The following is a 20,326-nucleotide window of genomic DNA, read 5'->3' as shown; positions in this document are numbered from 1 at the left end:
ATTCCATAATGAGCGGTTTCCCTGTGAATTCCGGTTCATCGCTCCCGTCAGCTGTGATCCCATTCTCCTTTTTCAAAGAAACGGTCCACCGAAGCGATGATATTCTCCTTGGACTGGGATTTCAGAAGATACCCGTTCGGTTTGAGACTCATCACCTTCAGCACGCTCTCTCTGTCATTTCGTCCGGTGAGAAAGATCACCGGGATACCGGCCGTATCCGGCTCACTGCGAATCATTTCCAGAACCTGCGGTCCCGATGTGACCGGCATGTCATAGTCCAGAAGGATCAGGTCCGGTTTGTTGGCAGCCAGAAAGGTAATGGCCTGCATGCCGGATTTTGTCGCACTGACTTTATAGGAATCCCGGAGCCAGTTCTGCATCGTCTGAAGGAACATGATATCGTCGTCCACAAGAAGAATCTTTTTTTCCTCCGTATGGATTTCGCCGGAAGGAAACAGCGCAAGGATGTCTCCGGCAACATTCCGGATGTTGAACGGACGTACGAATTCCTTCTGTATCATCTCTCTGGGGATGGTTTTCCTTACCATCGCGATCTCGTCCCCGCTCCCCAGAAGGCACAGCTGTTTGTTCTCATCCTGACAGAGCCCCTTCAGATACGTCGCGATCTCCATGGACTCCAGGACATAGATCCCCGTAACCATAATCACCAGCCCGACGCCTTCCGCCGCCGTCCGGATCCGGTCCACCTCCGGCGCCGCATGACGCACTTCTATGCCGGCATCTTTCAGCAAGTTTGTCAGCGTGTTTACGATCAGCGCACCTCCCTGGTGAATCACCAGTACTTTTTTATTCATCCGTTCTCTCCTCCTCGTTTCAGCAGTTCTGTCACTTCATCCCACTCAAAGCTGCTGACTGCTTCCCTGATTTTCTTCATACGATCACGCTCTTCCTGCGGAAGCCGGTATCCCACCAGAAAATCAAATACGTACTCCGCGCTCTGCACATCCATCGTCTCGACACAGCCGTTCAGCTCTTCATACGCTTCCTGCAGTTCCTCATCCGAGATCATCGGAAGCGATTCATCTTCTATTTCCTCCTCTGCCGGTTCACAGAGCGGAGAAAGCGAGCGGCAGACGCCGCGGATTCGTTCCAGCAGTCCGCCAAGTTCCGCACCCATGGTCTCCCGGTCGCCGGCCTTTCCGGCATACTCGAGTTTCTCGGCAAGAGCGCCGATCTCCGTCGCGCCGATCGTGCGCGACAGACTCTTGATCGCGTGAACCTTGACCGTGGTATTCGCCAGATCGCCGGAATTCCAGAAGTTTTCAATCTCTCCGGCCGAGGAAGCCGCGTTTGACGCATAGATTTTCAGTGTTTCCAGATAGGTCGCCTCATCTCCGCAATACTGAAGTCCGGTGTCCACATCAATCTCAGCGATACCGCGCAGCCATTCCGGAATTTCTGCTTCCGGGATGTCCTCCGGCTCTTCCGCCGTCTCTGCCATATAGTCATCCAGAGACCGCTCTGCCCTCTTCTGATCCTCCTCGACAGTCTGCCACAGCCGGTCGCTTCCTTTCCATATACGGATGTCGGCCGTCTTCTCTTTCATCACATAGTCTTTGTCCTCGTCGATCATGTCCAGCATGACTTTCGCGATCTCCGGATCAAACTGCGTTCCGGCACACCGCTCGATCTCCGAGCGGACCTTTTCCTGCGGTTTCGGAGTAGAATACGTTCTCGTCGAAGTCATGGCATCGTAGCAGTCCGCAATGCAGATGATCCGCGCCACCTCCGGAATCTCCTCGCCTTTCAGGCGGTCCGGATATCCCGTTCCGTCATATTTCTCATGATGCGAACGTGCACCGTCCGCAAGCCCCGGCATCTCCGTAATCAGCCGGAGAATGTCGCTTCCGATGGCCGGATGCTGTTTGATCGTCTGGAATTCTTCATCGGTCAGCCGGGAATTCTTATTGATGATTCCCTCTGATATTCCGATCTTTCCAATATCATGGAGAAGTCCCATCTCATAGATGTGTTCCTGCTCGCTGGGGCTCTTCCCCATCCTGCGGGCGATCTCCGCGGAATAAGCTGCCACACGCTCGGAGTGACCGTTGGTGTAATGATCTTTCGCATCGACCGCTTTACTGAGCGCGAGCATGATCTCGCGGGTCAGGCGCTCAGCCCGTCCGGTCTGGTGCCGGACCTCCCTCTGCAGATTCCGCTGCAGATGATCCAATTCAACGATTCTGCGGATTCTCTGCCGAAGCACTTCCGGCACGAAGGGCTTGCGTATAAAATCCGCCGCTCCTTCCCGGAATCCGCGGATCTCCGCGTTCTCATCGCTGTCACCGGTGAGAATGACCGTCGGGATTTCACTGGTGACCGGATTCTTCCGGAGGATCTTTATCACGTCAAAGCCCGTCACAGAGCCGAGATTGATATCCAGTAAAATGAGGTCCGGCTGAAGTGCCATTGCCCGGTCCTCCGCCTCTTCGCCCCGCAGGCAGGCTTCCACGCGGTACTCGCTGCCGAGAAGATTGGCGGCCAGTTTTGCGATCATCGGATCGTCGTCTACCACGAGAATGACGGTTGTTTCCGTCTTCCGGGACATTTCCCCGATCTTTTCCGTCTCCGCCGCTCTGTTCTGAGATGTTTGATCCGACTCCGCCGTCTGCATTTTCTCCTCCGGCAGATACCTCATAATCATGGATTCCAGATTCTCTGCCTTGATCGGTTTGGTCAGATAATCGTCAAACCCGGCCGCAATGTAGTTTTCGCGCGCGCCGGAGATGGCATTTGCCGTCAGGCAGATGGTAACCGTGTGCGCGTTCGGATTCTCTTCTTCCGCCCGGAGTTCCTGGAGCGTCTCAATACCGTCTTTATCCGGCATCATATGATCCAGGAAGATCAGATCATATGTTTTTTCCCTTGTGAGAGCCAGCGCCTCGTCTCCGCCGGTCGCCGTGTCAATGCGGATGCCGGTCCGTTTCAGAAGGTTTTTGAAAACCATCAGGTTCATCGGCGTATCATCCACAACCAGAACCAGCGCATCCGGCGCGCGGAACTGTTCTTTATATTTCTCCCGGCTTGCGATCGCTTCACGGTATGCCTTTTCATAATCACCGAGTTCATCCCACCGGACCACTTTCTGTTTCAGCCGGAAGGAGAACGTCGATCCTTTCCCGTACTCGGTCTCGACCTGCAGGGCACTTCCCATCATTTCCAGAAGGCTCTTGGTGATATTCATTCCAAGACCGGTACCTTCGATATTGCGATTCCGCTTTTCTTCAATACGGACAAACTCGGAGAACAGTTTCTCCACGTCTTCCTTCTTGATGCCGATACCGGTGTCTGTGACGGAAACGATAAGAACAATTTCCTCCGGATCCTCAGTCTTCTCGTAACCGACTCCGAAGGTCACACTTCCCTCCTCGGTGTATTTCACCGCATTGGTCAGAAGGTTGGTGATGACCTGTTTGATCCGCACCTCATCACCGTACAGCATTTTCGGCGTCTTTTCATCAAATGCAAGGTGAAGGACCAGGCCCTTGCTGTCCGCCCTTGTCCGTATCATATTGACCAGGTCATTGAGCACGGAAGAAAGATCATAATCCGCCGGCGTGATGACCATCTTCCCGGCCTCGATCTTGGAGAAATCCAGAATATCATTGATAATGCTGAGAAGCGTATTGCTCGCCATCTTTACATTTTCCGCATATTCCAGAACGTTGTCATCCTCGCTCTCGCGCAGTATCATCTCGTTCATACCGAGAACGGCATTGATCGGCGTACGGATCTCATGAGACATATTCGCAAGGAAATGTGACTTGGCCGTGTTTGCGTAATCCGCTTCCTCTTTGGCCTCTTTGATCTGTTCGTACTGCCGGCGGATGACACGCTGATAACTGTCGGATGTGCGGATCCCGACCGCAAGGGAAAAAATCAGGAATCCGGAGGCGATCAGTACCACGCGGAGCAGGAAATCACGGACGTAATCCCGCAGATTCTGCATGGAAACGTCGACTCCCGCGTACGCGATGCAGTTACCTTCGGCGTTATAAATCGGCTGATAGACCGTGAGCAGCCATCCGTAAGAGTCATTGCTCTCGATGGGCTCAACGTGGCCGCCGGCAAGGAGGGTCGAGATATGCGGCAAAAACGACGGATCAAACGGAATCACATCGCCCGGCTGATTCGTATCGTCTCCCGGCTCCGAGGTATCAAACACGACGTGACAGCCGTCCTCCTCGATCCGGTATACATAGACGTATTGCAGGTCAGGAGTGTTGTCCCGGATTCCCTGCAATACGTTTCGCACTTCCTCATAGCTCTGGGCTGACGTCCCCCGGTTCAGATAGACATCGATCAACCGGGGATCCACCGCATTGACAACCTGCTGCGCCGCGCCCCTCGCAACCAGAATGCGCTCTCTCCGCGCGTTCTGGGTATACAGCGACACACTGATCCAGGCGCAGGCCGCAACAAGTCCGATCGCCTCCACGGCAACAGAGATCAAAACCCGGCGGTACTGCCGGTTCATGTCAAAGTTTTCCGTCTGGTCGCTCCGTCCCCGAACCATGGAAAAATGATAGAACCGGATCGGATGTTTCCGGACCGCCGCCCAGACCGCCACTGTCGCAATCAGCTTATCTGCAATATTGATCAGAATATTGACCAGAAGGAATCCGATTATCTTATTACTATGTATTCCTGACAGGACTGAATCCACCATCGGAACCGACTGAAACGCAATCGCAATCTCCTTGTTCAGTATCCATCCGACACCGCCGCCGGCCACGCTGCCGATGAGAGTGATCGTTCCCCAGAAAATCAAAAACCAGTTTTTCCGTCTTACCACGCCTTTGTCAAACATTCTCGATGCACTGATGGCGATCAGCATGTTGACAAGCATGAAGTAGATGGACATCCTGCTGAAGGGCATGCTGAGGATACTGGAAATCAGGGCCGTCGCGATCGACGCCAGCATTCCGCACTCCCAGGCGGTCAGAATCGTGCCGATCGAATCGAGGTACAGCGGAAGTCCCATCTTCTGCGCGGCAAAGGAAAGCACAATATTCAGCGTGACGCCGCAGAGCACAATGAACTCGCGCGCCAGCATATCCCGATCAAAATGGATCTTTCCCGTTATCCCGTGTCTGTACAGCATGGTTCCTTCTCCTTTCCATATATCCGTATCATCGTCCGAATTATCGTAAAACGTTAGTGTTTTTTTATAAAAAATGATAACTTATGACGGCAGTCTCTCTGCCGGATGGTTCCGAAGACGGTTCATAACATGTATTTTTTTCGATACTTTAAAGATACTCGCATTTTCTTTTGAAAGCAAACTTGAAGCATCATGTTTCACGGTTTTCCCCGTTATCGCCGCAGTCACCGCGGTCTTGGGGAACAAAGTCCGCAAGCGGACTTCGGCTCCCCATCCCCTCAGTCCTGAGGGGATGGGGAGCCTGGCAGACTGGCCCCGCACATTACAGAAAGGGGCAGCCCCGGAAAGCCTGTGCTCTCCGGGACTGCCCCTCTATTCTCCGATATGATGTTATCTATGATATTATCGGTGCCAATGCGGAATGCCCGCTCTGATTTTCCGTGCTCCTGTGCCGGAAAAAGAAGGCTCTGCCCGACTCCTCTTTACTCGGACTCCGAGGAAGAATCCTTTGCTTCCTCCGACGAATCTTTTTCCGTCTCCGGATCCGTATCCGCCTCGGACTTCGCTGCGGAAGTCTTCTTTGCCGCCTTGGTTGTCTCCTCGGTGTCGTCCTCGGAGTCTTTCTCCTGTTTTTCCGATTCCTTCCAGGTATCCGGCATCGCTCCTTCGGCGATATCCGGCGTCTCAAACCGTCCGCTCACACTCGTATAACTGTGCTTTCCCCGAAGGCTGACACCCGCCAGCGAAAAGCTGCATTTCTTTCCGCCCGGAAGGCCGCTGACATCAATCTCGCAGTCATTGGCACTGGTATCGATCACGCGGGCGGAGTAACTGTCTCCGTCACAGAGAACGGATACCGAGGCATTCTTCCACTCAACCTTATCAGCAAAGGTGACGGTGATCACGCCGGATTCGTAATCCACGTAGTTCACATGAATCGTTCCGGTGTTGACCGGTTCTTCCTCCGTCGGAACCGTCTCCGCAGCGGTCGTTTCCTCCGCGGTGGTCTGCACCAAAGTGCCGCCGGCCGTCGATACCGCCTCCTGTGTCGTCTCCGCCGCGCTTTCCGTCGTCTCCTCCGCGCTTCCGGATTCTTCCGTGGATTCCTCCGTCACGGCTGCGGCGGTCACTTTCACAACGTCGGTCTTTTCCTCTCCGTCGCCCGATCCGCGGATAACCAGAGACTGATCGTTGATCTCTCCGGCGATTTTCCCCATCGACATTCCTGCGAACTTCTCGATATCACTCTCCTCGAGACCATTTTCCCGGATCAGTTCCTGAAGGAAATATGCCTTGCCGTAGGAAATGCCGTAGCGGTCGGCGATCTCCCGCACCGCGGCATCCTCTTTTTCGCCGGACTGCTGATCGTAAACCACCGCAGAAACATTGTGTTCCTGCAGGGAATCCGCAATCTCGTCCACAACGTTCTTCCGGACTTCGGTTGCCTTGTCTTTATCGCTGTTGGTCACCGTAACCAGAATCGCATTCTCGTCCATCTCATCCGGAATCAGGTATCCGTGCCGCACCATAGAACCGATCACGGCATTGACCGCGATATTCATGTCCACACGGCTGAGATCCATATCGTCCAGAATCTCTTCGCCGTCCCGGTTGAGCGGTTTGGCCTCCAGAATCCTGTCATTCCGATTGACCGAGAGCTGAATACTCGGATTGACATCCAGCCCGATGACGGAATCTACCCGGCTGTTCTGGTACATGTTGTAGCCGGCACCGCCGCCAATCAGAGCAAGACATGCGGCAGCTGCCACGGTAAATGCCCGCATCCGGCGGTACATTTTCAGGATCTTTCCGTTCTCTTCTTCCCGTCTGTCCGGTCCGTATGCGCTGCGTTCCGCTTCCGGCGGATTCACGTCAAACGGTCCCGGATCCTGCGGTGTGCTGAGATCCAGTTTATCGAAAATATCCGGAGTCAGGCTGTCCATTGCCGACTTCAGATGTGATTTAATCTCTTCATCGTCCCATTTGATATTCCGTGCTGGCAATGTCATCCCTCCTCTCTCAGATATTTCTGCAGTTTCTTCATCGCCCGGTTATACTTGGAAAGGACCGTGGAAAGCGGCAGTTCCATCGCATCGGCGATCTCACGGTGCTTCATGCCGGAAGCGGCATGAAGCAACACAATCTTCCTCTCATCTTCGCCGAGAATATTCAGTGCGGCGTTCAGCGCGTCCCTGTCCGCGGCGTCTTCCAGCTGCGTGCAGTGATCCACCAGCTCGCCCTCACTCAATTCCTCCAGATTCAGATCCGACTCCCGCTTTCTGGCCCGAAACGCCATGTAGCAGAAATTGCGGGCGATGGTAAACATCCATGCCAGCGGCTTTCCTTGCGGCTGATAGCTTTTCGCAGAGGTCCAGATCTTCATATAGGTCTCCTGAAGAATCTCGTCCGCCTCGGTCGGATTTTTCATCAGTGAGAGGATATAGCTGTATACTTTCCGGTATGTATTCCTGTAAAGTTTTTCAAAGGCAGTCCGGTCGCCTTCCGCTGTCTGGAGAAGGAGTTTTTCATCGCCCATTTCCTCCTGCGGATCCGTTTCCGGCACTGCCATCAGCAATCCCATAAAAAACATGAAGGAAGTTCCTTTCTATATTGGTAATGCGTAGGCGCGCGTGATTATTGCATTTTTTCCAAAAATATATTCAAGTCCCGCCGCGCCGGCCCTCAATGCCCATCATATTATACACGAAAAGCAGGAGCCGGGCGAGCACTTGTGCTCATCCGGCGACGCTACGTGAACGCAGGGTCGAAGATCCTGCGATACACGAAAAGCACGAGCCAAGCGAGTGCTTGCACTCAATTGGCGACGCTACGTGATCACAGGATCGAAGATTCTGTGATACACGAAAAGCAGGAGCCGGGCGAGCACTTGTGCTCATCCAAAATTTCTGTTTCCATGCGGAAAGGTCCGTGCTACAATAAGAAACCGTCAAAACTATTTCACTTATCTTCAGGAGGACTCATCATGGGTAAGCTTGGAAAAAAGAATAAGGCCAGCAAAGAGGCAGAGGTAAAGAAAATGGCGCAGCAGCTGGCAGCATTAAGCAAAAAGAACGCGGCAAAAAAGAAGAAATGACCCAAGAAAAAGAGCTCATCGGCATACACCGGTGGGCTCTTTTTCTTGCAATCAGGATTGATGTTACGCGGAGGACAAGGGATTTGAACCCTCGCGCCGGTTACCCGACCTAGCGCATTTCGAGTGCGCCCCCTTCGACCTCTTGGGTAATCCTCCGAGTGTCAGTATTATACTGCACGAGTGTCATTATACTAAAGATCGGAGGGTTTGTCATCCAGTTTTCGAGGAATTATCAGAATTTATCCGATTTTCCGGCCTTCCGCCGGCACCGGTCAGATATCCTTTCCTCTCGTCACGATCATGTGAATCACGAACGGTACAAACAGCGTGATGAATCCGGCGTATCCGAGATATTTGTATCCCTGGCGCACGATCGCCATCAGACCGAACTGGGAGATGGCAAATGCCGCAAACGTAAAGCACACGGCAAAGACCGCATTTCGTCCGAGATGACCGTGATCCCGCTTCGCCTCCGGAAGACGGCGTTCCACAGCGTTCACGCACCGCGCCACAATACCGGCGATCATATTGGTGCCGGTGGAAATCGCGCCGAGGATGATCAGAACGGAAATCAGCGGAGTCAGGATGCTGCCGCCGACGCCGTTCTGCACAAGAATCAGCATCGGAACAGATGCCCCCACAAGTTCCGGGCGGAAGGAAACCGCCAGAAGCCCGAGAATGGACAGTTCCATCGCAAAAAAGTTGCAGAAGAAGATCCAGAGTCCCGCCTTGTCGATCTGTTTTTTATCCGTCACCGCCGCCACATGCTGGTACATCACCGACACGGACGGAAGCTGGAAGAGGAAATACAGGAATGCCATCCAAAGCGCCGCGCCGAAGTCCGGCCTTGCATCCGGAGCCGCGAGAACCGGAAGTGCTCCCGCATTCATTCCTGCGATGGAGTCCGCGATCATTCCGGATCCGGAGAGGATATTCGGAACCAGAACCGCCACGAGCCCCGCAAGGATCAGAACCGACAGCGTGGAGGCCGCGGAGCGGACCATGCCGGTGCCGAACATGACAATCAGAAAGATGAACGCCGCGATGATCACGGTACAGATACCGTAATCCCAGCCCATCAGCGTGCTGATCGTGGATGCGCCGGTGGCAAATGCCGCCGAAGAGGCTGTTCCGATCATGATCAGGTAGCAGATCTCAAAGAGATTGGAAAAGACCGACCGGTATTTCCCGTAGAACACATCCGAGAATGTGCGGTAGTCATACGCCTTGTGCGCGTGGGCATAGCGCATGCCGTACCAGAAAAAGAGTGCATAAAGCCCCTGGGTGAATGCCGGAAGGATCAGGCACCAGACGCCGTAGTTGATAAAGTACTGATAGATCTGTGCTCCGCTCGCAAATCCGCCGCCGAACTGTGTCGTAAAGGCGACGAACGCAAGGCCGAGTGTCAGCGGCATCGCCGCCGTGTTGACGAGAAATTTTCCGGATACCGCTGCCGAAGATCCGCTGCTTTCCATGGGTCATGTCCTCCTTTTTTGTCCTGTTTTCGTCTTTTGAACCGCCTGTCTGCTTTTCTTCCGTTTTCTATCCCGGAAGCCGGATCATTTTCCCCGGATTCAGAATCAGATTCGGATCAAATGCCGCCTTGACCGACTGATACAGCCGGATCATGCGGCTCCCCACAAACTCTTCCAGATACTCGATCCGTCCGTTTCCGGTTCCGTGTTCACCGGACATCTGTCCGCCCAGTTCTTTGGAGAGCGCATAGAGTTCCGTCAGACAGGCCTTCGTCGCCGACTGCCATTCTTCGTCCGTCTGCTCCGCGCCACGGAGAAGTTCGGTGTGAATATTGCCGTCGCCGCAGTGTCCGCACGGCTCCACACGGAGACCGTGGGATGCTGCAATCCTCTTCGCCTGCTTCACGTAATTCGCGATCTCCGACCGGGGAACAACCACATCGCATTCCTCCTGCGAAACGGAGTCCGCTTTCATGCCCTCCAGAATCGCGCCGCGGACTTCCCACACAGAAGCAATCCGCTCCGGCGTATCCGCAATCGCCACATCCAGCGCGCCGTGTTCGAGGGCCGCCTCCGCGGCCGCCCGCACCGCTTCCTCCAGCTCGTCGGCGGATGCCGCGTCATACATGACGATCAGAACGGTGGTTCCTTCTTTCACCGGGAAATACTTGCGGAGCCTCCGCTCCACGATCTCGATCAGCTCCCGCTCCAGAAACTCGATTGCCGTCGGGACGGCGGAGAGCTTTAGGATCTCCGGCACCATGTCCGCACAGCCGTCCATGGTTTCAAACGGCATAACCAGCGTCGCTGTGTATTTCGGGGCCGGAATCAGCTTCAGCGTGACCTCCGTGAGAATCGCCAGCGTTCCCTCCGAGCCGATCATCAGGTCTTTCAGGGCATATCCCGTCGTGTTCTTCACGACATTGGAACTGAACCGGACGATATCTCCGTCCGGAAGCACACACTCCATACACCGCACAAAATCCCGGGTGAGACCGTACCGGACCGCCCTCATTCCGCCGGCGTTTGTGATGACATTTCCGCCGATAGATGCCGTCTTCTCTCCCGGATCCGGCGGATACATCAGCCCCTCCGCTGCCGCTGCCGCCTGAATATCGCAGAGAAGCGCGCCCGGTCCCGCGGTGATGGTCTGATTCTTGTGGTCAACCGGATCAATCCGGTTCATCCTCATAATGGAGAGCATAATTCCGCCGTACTTGCATGTCGCGCCTCCCGCAAGGCCGGTTCCCGCTCCGCGGCAGACCACGGGAATATTGTTCTCATTGGCATACCGCATGATTGCGGACACCTCCTGCGTGTTCAGCGCCTCGACATAGAGTTCCGGAACATAGCTTCCGTACTCCGGCATTTCATCATGATAGAATTCCTTCGCGATCGCCTCTCCAACGGCAACGCGGTCCGGCGATGTCAGATCCCGGATCTTCTGAATATCCGTCTCCGTCATTTTCTTGTATGGATATGCCATCTCTATGCCTCCTGTCTGGTTTTTCCGATCTGACGGATCATCTCCGGAACAACCGTGTACAGATCATCCTCAATACAGTAATGCGCCGTCCTGAAAATCGGAGCATCGGGGTCGCTGTTGATGGAAACGATGCATCCCGAGTTCTTCATGCAGGTGGTAAACTGAATCGCACCGCTCACGCCGACCGTCACAATCAGATTCGGACGTACCGTCCGGCCGGAAAGGCCGACCTGATGGGCCTGATCTCCGAAGCCTTCCTCAACCATCGGTCTGGTAAATGCAAGCTGTCCGCCCAATTCCTCTGCGAGTTTCCGGCACATTTCCACACCCTCGGCATTCCTCACGCCTCTTCCGGCCACCACCAGAACGTCTTCCTCTTCAATGGAGCGAACCTTATCCAAAACCTTCTGCGAGAGAATTTCAATCTTCGAGATCGTCATTCCGTCCTGAATCCGACAGCGTACAACCTTTCCCTGCGGGTGTTCCACCGGCTGCGCCTTGTCCATGACGCGGTAGCGGACGGTGGCAAACTGCGGTCTGGAATGTGTGATGGCAATCTGCGCCATGATATTTCCGCCGAACGCCGGCCGGATCTGGATCATATCGGTGTTGGGCCGGATGTCCAGCGAGGTGCAGTCCGCCGTCAGTCCCGTGTGGAACCGGGTCGCAAGGCGCGGTGCAAGAGACCGTCCGAGTGCGGTTCCTCCGATCAGCACGGAGTTTGGCTTTAGCGCGGAGATACAGTCCGCCATGGCATCCGTGTAACAGTCGGGCCGAAATCCCTCAAAGCCTTCATCTTCATAGACATAGACGCCGTCCACGCCGTAACGGAGAAGTTTTTCCGCGTTCCCGGCTGTCTCGTTTCCGCCGATAATGACGCAGTTGACTTTGTATCCTGATTTTTTCGCCATCTTCCGCGCTTCTCCGATCAGCTCGTAGGCAACCGGATGGATTTCTCCGCCTTCCTGCTCCACATAGATCAGGAAATCTCTCCATGTTTCCCGGTCAAAGGTATTCATGGTCTGCTCGAACGAGATCGCCTGTTCCGGACAGTTTCTCACGCAGAGTCTGCACATGCGGCAGTTCTCATTGACCTGAATGTCGTGTTTGCCCATGGTGAGTGCGCCGAAGGGACAGACATTGATGCATTTTCCGCAAAGATCACATTTTCCTGAATCAAATCGTAAAAATCCTGTGTTTTCGTTCATGCCGCCCTCCTCAGATCAGTTTTTCTTTTCTCAGAATGTCCAGCATTCTGCGTGCTTTTTCGGCGCCGTCCGCGCCCTCGATGTATTCCTGTCCCCGTGCCGCCGACGGTGCAAACATCCGCTCCACCGAAGTCGGTGAACCGATCAGGCCGTACCGGGTGAGATCCCGGACCGGAAGGTCGTGAAAGGAAAGAATCCGGACCGGACGATCCGCCGTCTCGCGTTTTCTGCGGTATGACGGAAGTCTCGGCACACACATATCCTTGTCAACGGTAATCAGACACGGAAACGGAATTCTTGAGATCTGCGTCACACCGGCAAAATCCTGCCGGACGGTGATATCTTTCTCCGTCACATCGATGATCTCCCGTACCCATGCGGCATGCGGGATTCCAAGATGCTCCGCGAGAGCCGGTCCCACCTGCGCGGTATCGCCGTCCGTTGTCTGCCGTCCGCACAGAATCAGGTCACAGCCGCCCTCCGCCTGAATCCCCTGTGATAGGGTGAAGCTGGTCGCCAGCACATCGGCTCCGGCAAATTTCCGGTCAGAGAGAATCACAGCCTGATCAGCCCCCATTGCGTACGCATCCTTCATCATCTCTTCTGCGGAAGGTGGCCCCATAGTGATGACGGTCACGGCGGAATCCTTCCCGTACTCTTCTTTTTCCTGATCCCGAATCTCCAGTGCCGCTTCCAACGCGAAGTAATCGTACGGATTGGTTCTGGTGTTGTCGGAACTTCGATTCATCGCACCGCTTTCCGGATCGATCTCAACTTTCTGCGTCGCCGGAACCTGTTTCATACAGACAAAGATTTTCATGATGCCGCCTCGTTTCTGCTTGTGCTTCGGAATACGTTTCGATGTTGTATCTTCCGGTTTTGCACCGGTATAACCATCTGTTATTTTCTCAATTCAGCAGTTTTATGTTTTAAACTCATAATGCTTTTAAGCGTTAAATCGTTCTGGGCAGATTATAACGCTGTATAAAATGATTGTCGACCTTTTTTTATATTTTGAAAGGACTTTCAGAGATCGTCTCCATACAGACGACATCGGCCCGCATTTTTTGCCATGCGCTCATCGGCATGCCTTTTTCGTCACGCATTCTTCGGCGTGCGCAGTCCCACAGAAGGTTCTGTTGCGTAAGACAAAGGCAGCCGGAGCACAACTTCCGTGCTCCGGCTGCCCGTCGGCAAAGTTCTTCCGTTCTCCTGTTCACTTTGCATTTTGTTTTTCTTCTGTCCGTTTTTCCGGACCGCCATTCCCGGACACGGCTTCCCCGGAACACCGTTTCCCGCTCACAGAATTGTTCCGCCGCCGGCGATCCAGTCGTCCTGATAAAAGACAGCCGCCTGTCCCGGCGTGATCGCGCGGACCGGCTCGTCGAAGATGCACTCGGCCCTAGTCTCATCGATACGGCGCACCGTCGCCATGGATCCCCGGTGCGCATAACGGATTTTCACCAGTGCACGCATTTCTTCTCCAATCGCCGGCTCCGGAACTCCCATCCAGTTGAGGCGGTCACAGACCAGACGGCCGGCAAAGACATCCTGTCCCTCACCGACGACGACTTCATTGGTCTCCGGCCGGACTTCCGTCACAAAAACTCTCCGCCCCATCGGGAGGTCCAGTCCTCTGCGCTGTCCGACCGTGTAATGAATGATCCCTCGGTGCCGACCAAGGACATTTCCGTCCTTATCGACAAAATTACCCGGAACTGCGCGGTAATCGCTATTCTCCTCGATATACGACGCATAATCCCCATCTGACACAAAACAGATTTCCTGGCTGTCCGGTTTGTTCGCCACCGGAATTCCGGCTTCGTCGGCGATCCGTCGGATCTCCGGTTTGGTGTAAGCCCCGTCCGGAAAAAGGGTATGCTCCAGCTGGAACTGAGTCAGGTTATACAGCGCATAGGTCTGGTCCTTCTCGGCAGTCACGGAATTGCGCACAGCGTATCTTCCGTTCGGCAGCTGCTCTTTTCGCGCGTAATGTCCGGTCGCGATGAAATCCGCGCCGATCTCCATACTGCGGCGGAGAAGTGACTCCCACTTCACATAGCGGTTGCACGCGATGCACGGATTCGGTGTCCTTCCCTTCCGGTACTCATCGATGAAATAATCAATGACGTTCTTCCGGAATTCATTCCGGAAGTTCATGACATAATAGGGTATTCCGATGGTCTCTGCCACGCGTCTGGCATCCTCGACCGCGCTGACGCCGCAGCAACCGCCGTTTTCCTCCACCGCACAGGCGTCCTCACTCTGCCAGATCTGCATGGTCACGCCGATCACATCATATCCCTGTTCTTTCAGCAGCCATGCCGCCACGGAGGAATCGACGCCTCCGGACATTCCTACTACTACTTTCTTCTTTTCTGACATGTATTCTCCTGTCTCTGTCTTCAGACGCTCTTCCGAAATGATCCGGGCAGTCCTGTCTTCGGATAGCACCGGCCACTGAGGTGTTCCGCCGGTCCTCTATCCGAGGTCACTGGCTACCGCTGCGTTCTGCCGGTCCTCTCTCCGAGGTCGCCGGCCGCCGCCATGTTCGGCCGTCCCTCTCTCCGGATATCATCGGTCTCCGCCGTGTTCCGCAGAACGCATTCTGCGGATTCTCGCCACGATCTCCTTCAGACGTTCTGCCGTGTAGTCCATCTCTTCCTCGGTATTCTCACAGCCCACGGTCAGACGGACGGACGCTCTCGCATCCTCCTCCGAACGGCCAATGGCCGTCAGAACATGGGACGGATCAAGGGATCCCGATGCGCACGCGCTGCCGCCGGATGCGCAGATGCCCTGCATATCCAGCATAATCAGGATCGATTCGGCGTCTGCGCCGCGAAATGTGACATTGATATTATTCCAAAGCCTTCCCGAATTCTTCTCCCCGGTCTCCGGCCCGTTCAGAACCGTATCCGGAATCTCTGTGAGAATCCGGTCAAGCAGATGGTCCCGCAGTTTCCGTTCCGTTTCCGCATGTTCCTCCAGCTCGGCAAAGGCAAGTTCTGCCGCTTTCCCGAAACCAACAATCCCCGGCGTGTTTTCTGTTCCCGCTCTCCGGCCATGCTCCTGGGCACCGCCGCGGATGAACGAACGGACTTTGACGCCGCGGCGGATATAGAGAAATCCGACGCCGCGCGGTCCGTTCAGCTTGTGCGCCGATGTGCTCATCATATCGATCCCGCATTCGTTCACGTCGATGCGCATATGTCCGTACGCCTGAACGGCGTCGGTGTGAAACAGGATCCCGTATTTGCGGGCCACCATTCCGATCTCGCGGATTGGTTCGATCGTTCCGATCTCATTGTTGGCTGCCATCACCGAGATAAGGCAGGTATCCGGACGGATCGCTTTCTCCACCGCTTCCGGTGAGATATAGCCCTGCTCATCCGACTGAAGATACGTCACGGAAAAACCGCGTTCCTCAAGATACGCGCAGGTGTGCAGAATCGCATGGTGCTCGATGGCCGTCGTAATGATATGTTTTTTTCCTTCTTTTTCCCCCAGTTCCGCCGCTGCGGTCAGCGCCCAGTTGTCCGATTCGGAACCGCCGGAGGTAAAAAAGATCTCCGAAACCGAAGCGCCGATGCTGTCCGCAATCGTCTTTCTCGCCGCGGCGATGGCCCGCTTCGGCTCCGCCGCAAAATCATAGACGGAACTCGGGTTTCCATAGAAATCAGTAAAATACGGCAGCATCGCGGCCACGGCCTCCTGCCGCGTCCGCGTTGTCGCCGCATGATCCAGATAAATCCGGTTATGATGCTGTTCCACCAATATTACTCCCTTGTTCAGATAAACACTTCCGGTTCTTTTCGCTTCGTATAATTCTGATCCAGCATCGCAATGTGCGACAGAAACGCCTCGTCCTCAAAGTATTTTGCCCGCTGCGGACATTTGCGCACGCAGGCCATGCACTTGATACAGACGCCCGGAACCGAATAGACATCCTTCGGGTCAATGGATCCGAGGGGACAGACTTCCGCACACAGACCGCACTCGTCGCAGCGCTCCGGGTTGGTCAGCGGCTTTGCCTTGAGGAAGACTGCCGGCTGGCCGTCTGTGCCCAGCGGACGGTAGTACGGGCCGACGGGATCATTTCCCTTCACCTGCACCGGACTTCCAAGATCCTCTGTCTTTCGCGCATCCTTCAGCTTCTGCGCCGCCTTTTCCGCAAACTCACTCAGAACCTTCATATCCGCCTGATCCGGACGGAGCATGTTGATCTTATTGGAAAATACATGTCTGCAGGAAAATGCCGCAGCCGCGAAGGTGCGGAAGCCATTGTGCTCCAGCTCGTTGCGGAGTTCCGCCAGCGAGTCATCGTAATTCCGGTTGCCGAAGGTGACAATCGGTACTGCCGGTGTCTCCTCGCCGTGGAACAGCTCCTTCACAAAAGGAAGAACCTTGTTCGGCACACGGCCCGCATAGGTCGGAACGCCGAATACGACCAGCTCGTCACTTCCGAAGGAGTACGAGTGTGTCCTCGCCGCCGGAAGGGTAAAATCCAAAACCTCCATCGGCACGCTGAGCTGGAATGCCATCACCTTTGCGGCCGCCTCCACCACTTTTTTTGTGTTCGCCACCGGACTGAAATATACTGCTTTCACTGTTTTGATCTGCATACTTATTCCTCCTGAATCCCGTATTATCACAAAATATTCGCTTTTCTCCGACTTCAGCTCTCCCGTTCTCACCCCGATCAGGTTCACAACGCAGAAATCCGGTCCATCACTTTCCAGAGTTCGTCCAGATCTTCTCCGGTCGTCGCCCAGTTTGTCGCGAATCGGTAAACCGTATGCTCTTCATCCGCCTTCTCCCAGTAGGAGAGAACGACTTCCTTCTGAAGCCGGTCCGCAAAGCCGTTTTCAAGCACGACAAACTGCTGATTGGTCGGAGAATCCAGCCAGAAGCGGAATCCTCTCTTCTCCAGCCCCCGGCGGAGATCCCTCGCTTTTTCAATCGCATTGGCGGAGATCCGTCCATACAGGCCATCGCGGAAAAGCGTCTCAAACTGGGCACCCATGATCCAGCCCTTCGCCATCAGCGCGCCGTGTTTTTTGAGCCGATGCACAAAATGGGACGGTGTGTTATGCTTCGTGAACACCAGTGCCTCCCCCAGCATCGCCCCGACCTTGGTGCCTCCGATGTAAAATGCATCGGTCAGCTCCGCGATGTCGCGAAGCGTCACATCGGTATCCGCGGCAAGTCCGTAACCGAGACGCGCGCCGTCCAGATAGAAAATCATGTGGTACTCACGGCAAACGGCGGCGATGTCCGCCAGCTGTTTTTTCGTGTACAGCGTGCCGTACTCCGTCGGAAAGCTGATATAGACCATGCCCGGAAAAACCATATGCTCATGATTTCCGTCCTGATAAAAGGTCTCAACAAAATCCTTCAATTCTCCGGCGTCGATCAGACCGTTGTGTCCCGGAACATGCATCACCTTGTGCCCCGTATATTCGATCGCCCCGGCCTCGTGTGTGTTCACATGGCCGGTATCGGCGGAGATCACGCCCTCATACTCTTTCAGCATGGTATCGATGGCAAGCTGATTGGTCTGTGTTCCTCCGCTGACAAAAAAGATATCCTCCGGATCGGTTCCCGTCTGTTCCGCAATTCGCTTTTTCGCTTCCGCGCAGATATCATCGGTTCCGTACCCGGTATGCGTCGTCGCCAGCGAATCCTGAAGTGTCTTCAGGATCTCCGGATGGCAGGTTTTAATATAATCACTGCTGAAATTTAGCATTGCTGTTTCTCCTCCCAAAATAAACATCCCACCTGCGGCAGTTCCTGCCGCTGTCTTTTTCATTATATCCCAACCGAAAGATACCCACAAGACCGCAGCCCGTTTCCCCTGCCCGGCGCATCACCCGATCCAGGCGGTCTGTCTTCCGCCGTGCGAACAGTTTCATTTTATTCCATTCCGGCTTATATCCGTCTTCCATATCCCGACAATCCGCATTTTTCTCCGGACCGTTTCGGACTCACAATGTCTTCCATATTCCGACAATCCGCACCTTCCTTCGGACTGTTTCGGACTCACAGCGCCGTCGGCACCGCTCCGTCCTCGATCGGGCATACATATCCCCCCGCAGTTCTCTCTTTAAATTCTTCTTTCGCCTTCGCCAGAACTTCCGGATCGCGCATCAGATCAATCGCCGTGCAGGCCAGCACTTTTCCCGCTTCCAGCAGCGCTTTGTGTCCGATCGTCGAACCGCCGCAGGAAACATTTTGCCAGCTGTGACCGGCCGCACCGCTGACAAACCCAGCACAATGAATCTGTGCGGTCGGCGTCTGCCAGCTCACATCGCCCACATCCGTGCTTCCGGCGCGGAAACCGGTGGAGTGATAAAGCGGCATCAGGAAGTCGTTGATGGCTTTTTTCCCGTGATCGCTCAGCTCCGCCGCCCGGCGCGCGATGGCATCGTCGAACTTCGACGCGGTACCCGGCGCCGGGTTCTCGTTGCAGGTTGCCCGAAGTGCCTGTGCAAAGGTCAGCTCCTCTTCCGTGTATTCCGGAAGTCCCACTTCCTCGAAATTCCGGTAGAGCAGTTCTTCCAGCGTAAAGTTCGGCACGAGATTCGCTGTGCCGTCGATGAACTGACGGGTAAATGTCGTCTCCGTCATCATAGCCGCTCCTGCCGCGATCTTGTCCACTCTTTCTACGAGTTTTACGGAATCCTTCACATCAATGGAACGGATCATATACAGAACGGACGCGCGGTCCTGCACCACGTTGGGCGAGACACCGCCGGCGTTCAGAAACGCGTAGTGCACCCGGCAGTCGCTGGTCATGTGCTCTCTCAGATACTGAACGCCGGTGTTCATCAGTTCCGCCGCATCCAGCGCACTCCGGCCGTCCCACGGATCTCCCGCCGCATGTGCCGAAACACCGTGGAAATCGTAGAGAATCTGAATGCAGGAATTGCAGGTTCCCGTGCGCACTTCATTGACGTCTTCCGGATGCCAGGTCAGCGCCGCGTCGAGTTCTGCCCAGACACCGTCTCTGGCAAAAAATGCTTTGCTGGCACCACCCTCTTCGCCGGGACAGCCATAAAAAAATACCGTTCCTTCCCGGTCCGGATTCTCCGCGAGATACGCACGGACCGCACAGGCTGCGGCAAATGCCCCCGCTCCGAGCATATTATGTCCGCAGCCGTGGCCGTTTCCTCCTTCCGTAATCGGACGGTGTTCCGCGATCCCCTTTTCCTGGCTCAGGCCGCTGAGAGCGTCATACTCACCCAGAATGCCGATATACGGCCGGCCGTGGCCGAACTTTCCCATAACGGCGGTCTCGATGCCAAAGGCGCCTTCCGTCACCTCAAATCCCGCATTCTTCAATGCCTCCGCATAGACTTTCTCTGCTTTAAATTCCTTGAGGCTCAGCTCGGGATTCGCCCAGATCTCATCGCTGATGCCCGTAAAAATCTTTTTATTCCTGTCAATATACTCCACTGCACACTGTTTAATGCTGTCCATATCTTCTCCTCTTCTGCTCTTTTTCTTTTGCCGGTCCAAAACGGAGCCCGGTATGTCCCTCCCCGAATTCCTTTTTTTTGTGTGGTATAAGGATTTTCGGAGAAATTTCCTATAAAAGAACAAAGTCCGCAAGCGGACTTCGGCTCCCCCATCCCCTCAGTCCTGAGGGGAGCCCCGCGGACTTTGCGCGCCGCCGCTGGTCACCGTTAGGTGACAGCTTCCTTACAGCGGCGTGCGCATCCTTGCGGAGCGTTTTTGTTTCATAGGGAATTTCGGAGAAATTTCCTATGAAACAAAAACAGCCGCCGGCCAGACACAGGCCGACGGCATCATCTTTACAGTACTTTACTCAGGAAATCCTTCAGTCGTTCGCTCTTCGGGTGATTGAAGATGTCGTCCGGAGTTCCCTCTTCGATCAGTCTGCCGTCTGCCATGAACAGGACACGGTTGCCCACT

13 protein-coding genes and 1 tRNA gene are annotated in these 20,326 nt (G+C 54.8%); all 14 read right to left on the bottom strand.

Annotated features, from left to right (window positions below; all coding sequences use genetic code 11):
- Nucleotides 1-47: 47 nt before the first annotated feature.
- Nucleotides 48-815, bottom strand: a complete 768-nt coding sequence (locus BMW41_RS00075; RefSeq protein WP_074647581.1) for a response regulator — start codon at nucleotides 813-815, stop codon at nucleotides 48-50.
- Nucleotides 812-5,125 (bottom strand): response regulator, encoded by a 4,314-nt coding sequence (locus BMW41_RS00070; RefSeq protein ID WP_074647579.1) that lies wholly within the window; start codon nucleotides 5,123-5,125, stop codon nucleotides 812-814. Before BMW41_RS00070 ends, BMW41_RS00075 begins: the two co-directional genes overlap by 4 nt.
- A gap of 482 nt (nucleotides 5,126-5,607) precedes the next feature.
- A complete protein-coding gene (locus tag BMW41_RS00065; RefSeq protein WP_143050768.1) occupies nucleotides 5,608-7,128 on the bottom strand; it encodes an anti-sigma-I factor RsgI family protein in 1,521 nt (506 codons plus the stop codon).
- 2 nt (nucleotides 7,129-7,130) lie between these two features.
- On the bottom strand, nucleotides 7,131-7,715 hold the full coding sequence (locus tag BMW41_RS00060) for an RNA polymerase sigma factor (protein WP_074647573.1): 585 nt from the start codon (nucleotides 7,713-7,715) through the stop codon (nucleotides 7,131-7,133).
- 572 nt (nucleotides 7,716-8,287) lie between these two features.
- Nucleotides 8,288-8,375: transfer RNA gene (locus BMW41_RS00055), tRNA-Ser, on the bottom strand.
- A 116-nt stretch (nucleotides 8,376-8,491) separates the two neighbouring features.
- Nucleotides 8,492-9,694: a YkvI family membrane protein gene (locus tag BMW41_RS00050; RefSeq protein ID WP_074647568.1), complete on the bottom strand. Its 1,203-nt coding sequence runs from the start codon at nucleotides 9,692-9,694 to the stop codon at nucleotides 8,492-8,494.
- A gap of 67 nt (nucleotides 9,695-9,761) precedes the next feature.
- Nucleotides 9,762-11,180 (bottom strand): FAD-binding oxidoreductase, encoded by a 1,419-nt coding sequence (locus BMW41_RS00045; protein WP_074647566.1) that lies wholly within the window; start codon nucleotides 11,178-11,180, stop codon nucleotides 9,762-9,764.
- Nucleotides 11,181-11,182: 2 nt separating this feature from the next.
- Nucleotides 11,183-12,388, bottom strand: a complete 1,206-nt coding sequence (locus tag BMW41_RS00040; protein WP_074647563.1) for an electron transfer flavoprotein subunit alpha — start codon at nucleotides 12,386-12,388, stop codon at nucleotides 11,183-11,185.
- A gap of 10 nt (nucleotides 12,389-12,398) precedes the next feature.
- Nucleotides 12,399-13,208: an electron transfer flavoprotein subunit beta/FixA family protein gene (locus BMW41_RS00035; protein ID WP_074647560.1), complete on the bottom strand. Its 810-nt coding sequence runs from the start codon at nucleotides 13,206-13,208 to the stop codon at nucleotides 12,399-12,401.
- 479 nt (nucleotides 13,209-13,687) lie between these two features.
- Nucleotides 13,688-14,773 (bottom strand): tRNA 2-thiouridine(34) synthase MnmA, encoded by a 1,086-nt coding sequence (mnmA, locus tag BMW41_RS00030; protein WP_074647847.1) that lies wholly within the window; start codon nucleotides 14,771-14,773, stop codon nucleotides 13,688-13,690.
- Between the two features lie 189 nt (nucleotides 14,774-14,962).
- Nucleotides 14,963-16,162: a cysteine desulfurase family protein gene (locus tag BMW41_RS00025; RefSeq protein WP_242870173.1), complete on the bottom strand. Its 1,200-nt coding sequence runs from the start codon at nucleotides 16,160-16,162 to the stop codon at nucleotides 14,963-14,965.
- A 17-nt stretch (nucleotides 16,163-16,179) separates the two neighbouring features.
- Nucleotides 16,180-17,013 carry an EFR1 family ferrodoxin gene (locus BMW41_RS00020; protein ID WP_074647558.1) on the bottom strand — a complete coding sequence of 278 codons (834 nt, stop codon included), beginning with the start codon at nucleotides 17,011-17,013 and terminating at the stop codon, nucleotides 16,180-16,182.
- Between the two features lie 83 nt (nucleotides 17,014-17,096).
- The gene (locus tag BMW41_RS00015; RefSeq protein WP_074647556.1) at nucleotides 17,097-18,137 is read right to left on the bottom strand and encodes a threonine aldolase family protein; all 1,041 of its coding nucleotides are present in this window, start codon (nucleotides 18,135-18,137) and stop codon (nucleotides 17,097-17,099) included.
- A gap of 293 nt (nucleotides 18,138-18,430) precedes the next feature.
- Entirely contained in the window at nucleotides 18,431-19,870 is a 1,440-nt protein-coding gene (locus BMW41_RS00005; RefSeq protein ID WP_074647552.1) for an amidohydrolase, read from the bottom strand.
- Nucleotides 19,871-20,326 lie beyond the last annotated feature (456 nt).

It is taken from the genome of [Clostridium] aminophilum, assembly GCF_900101295.1.
Lineage (GTDB): Bacteria > Bacillota > Clostridia > Lachnospirales > Lachnospiraceae > Clostridium_R > Clostridium_R aminophilum_A.
This window is presented reverse-complemented; position numbering and strand designations above follow the sequence as displayed.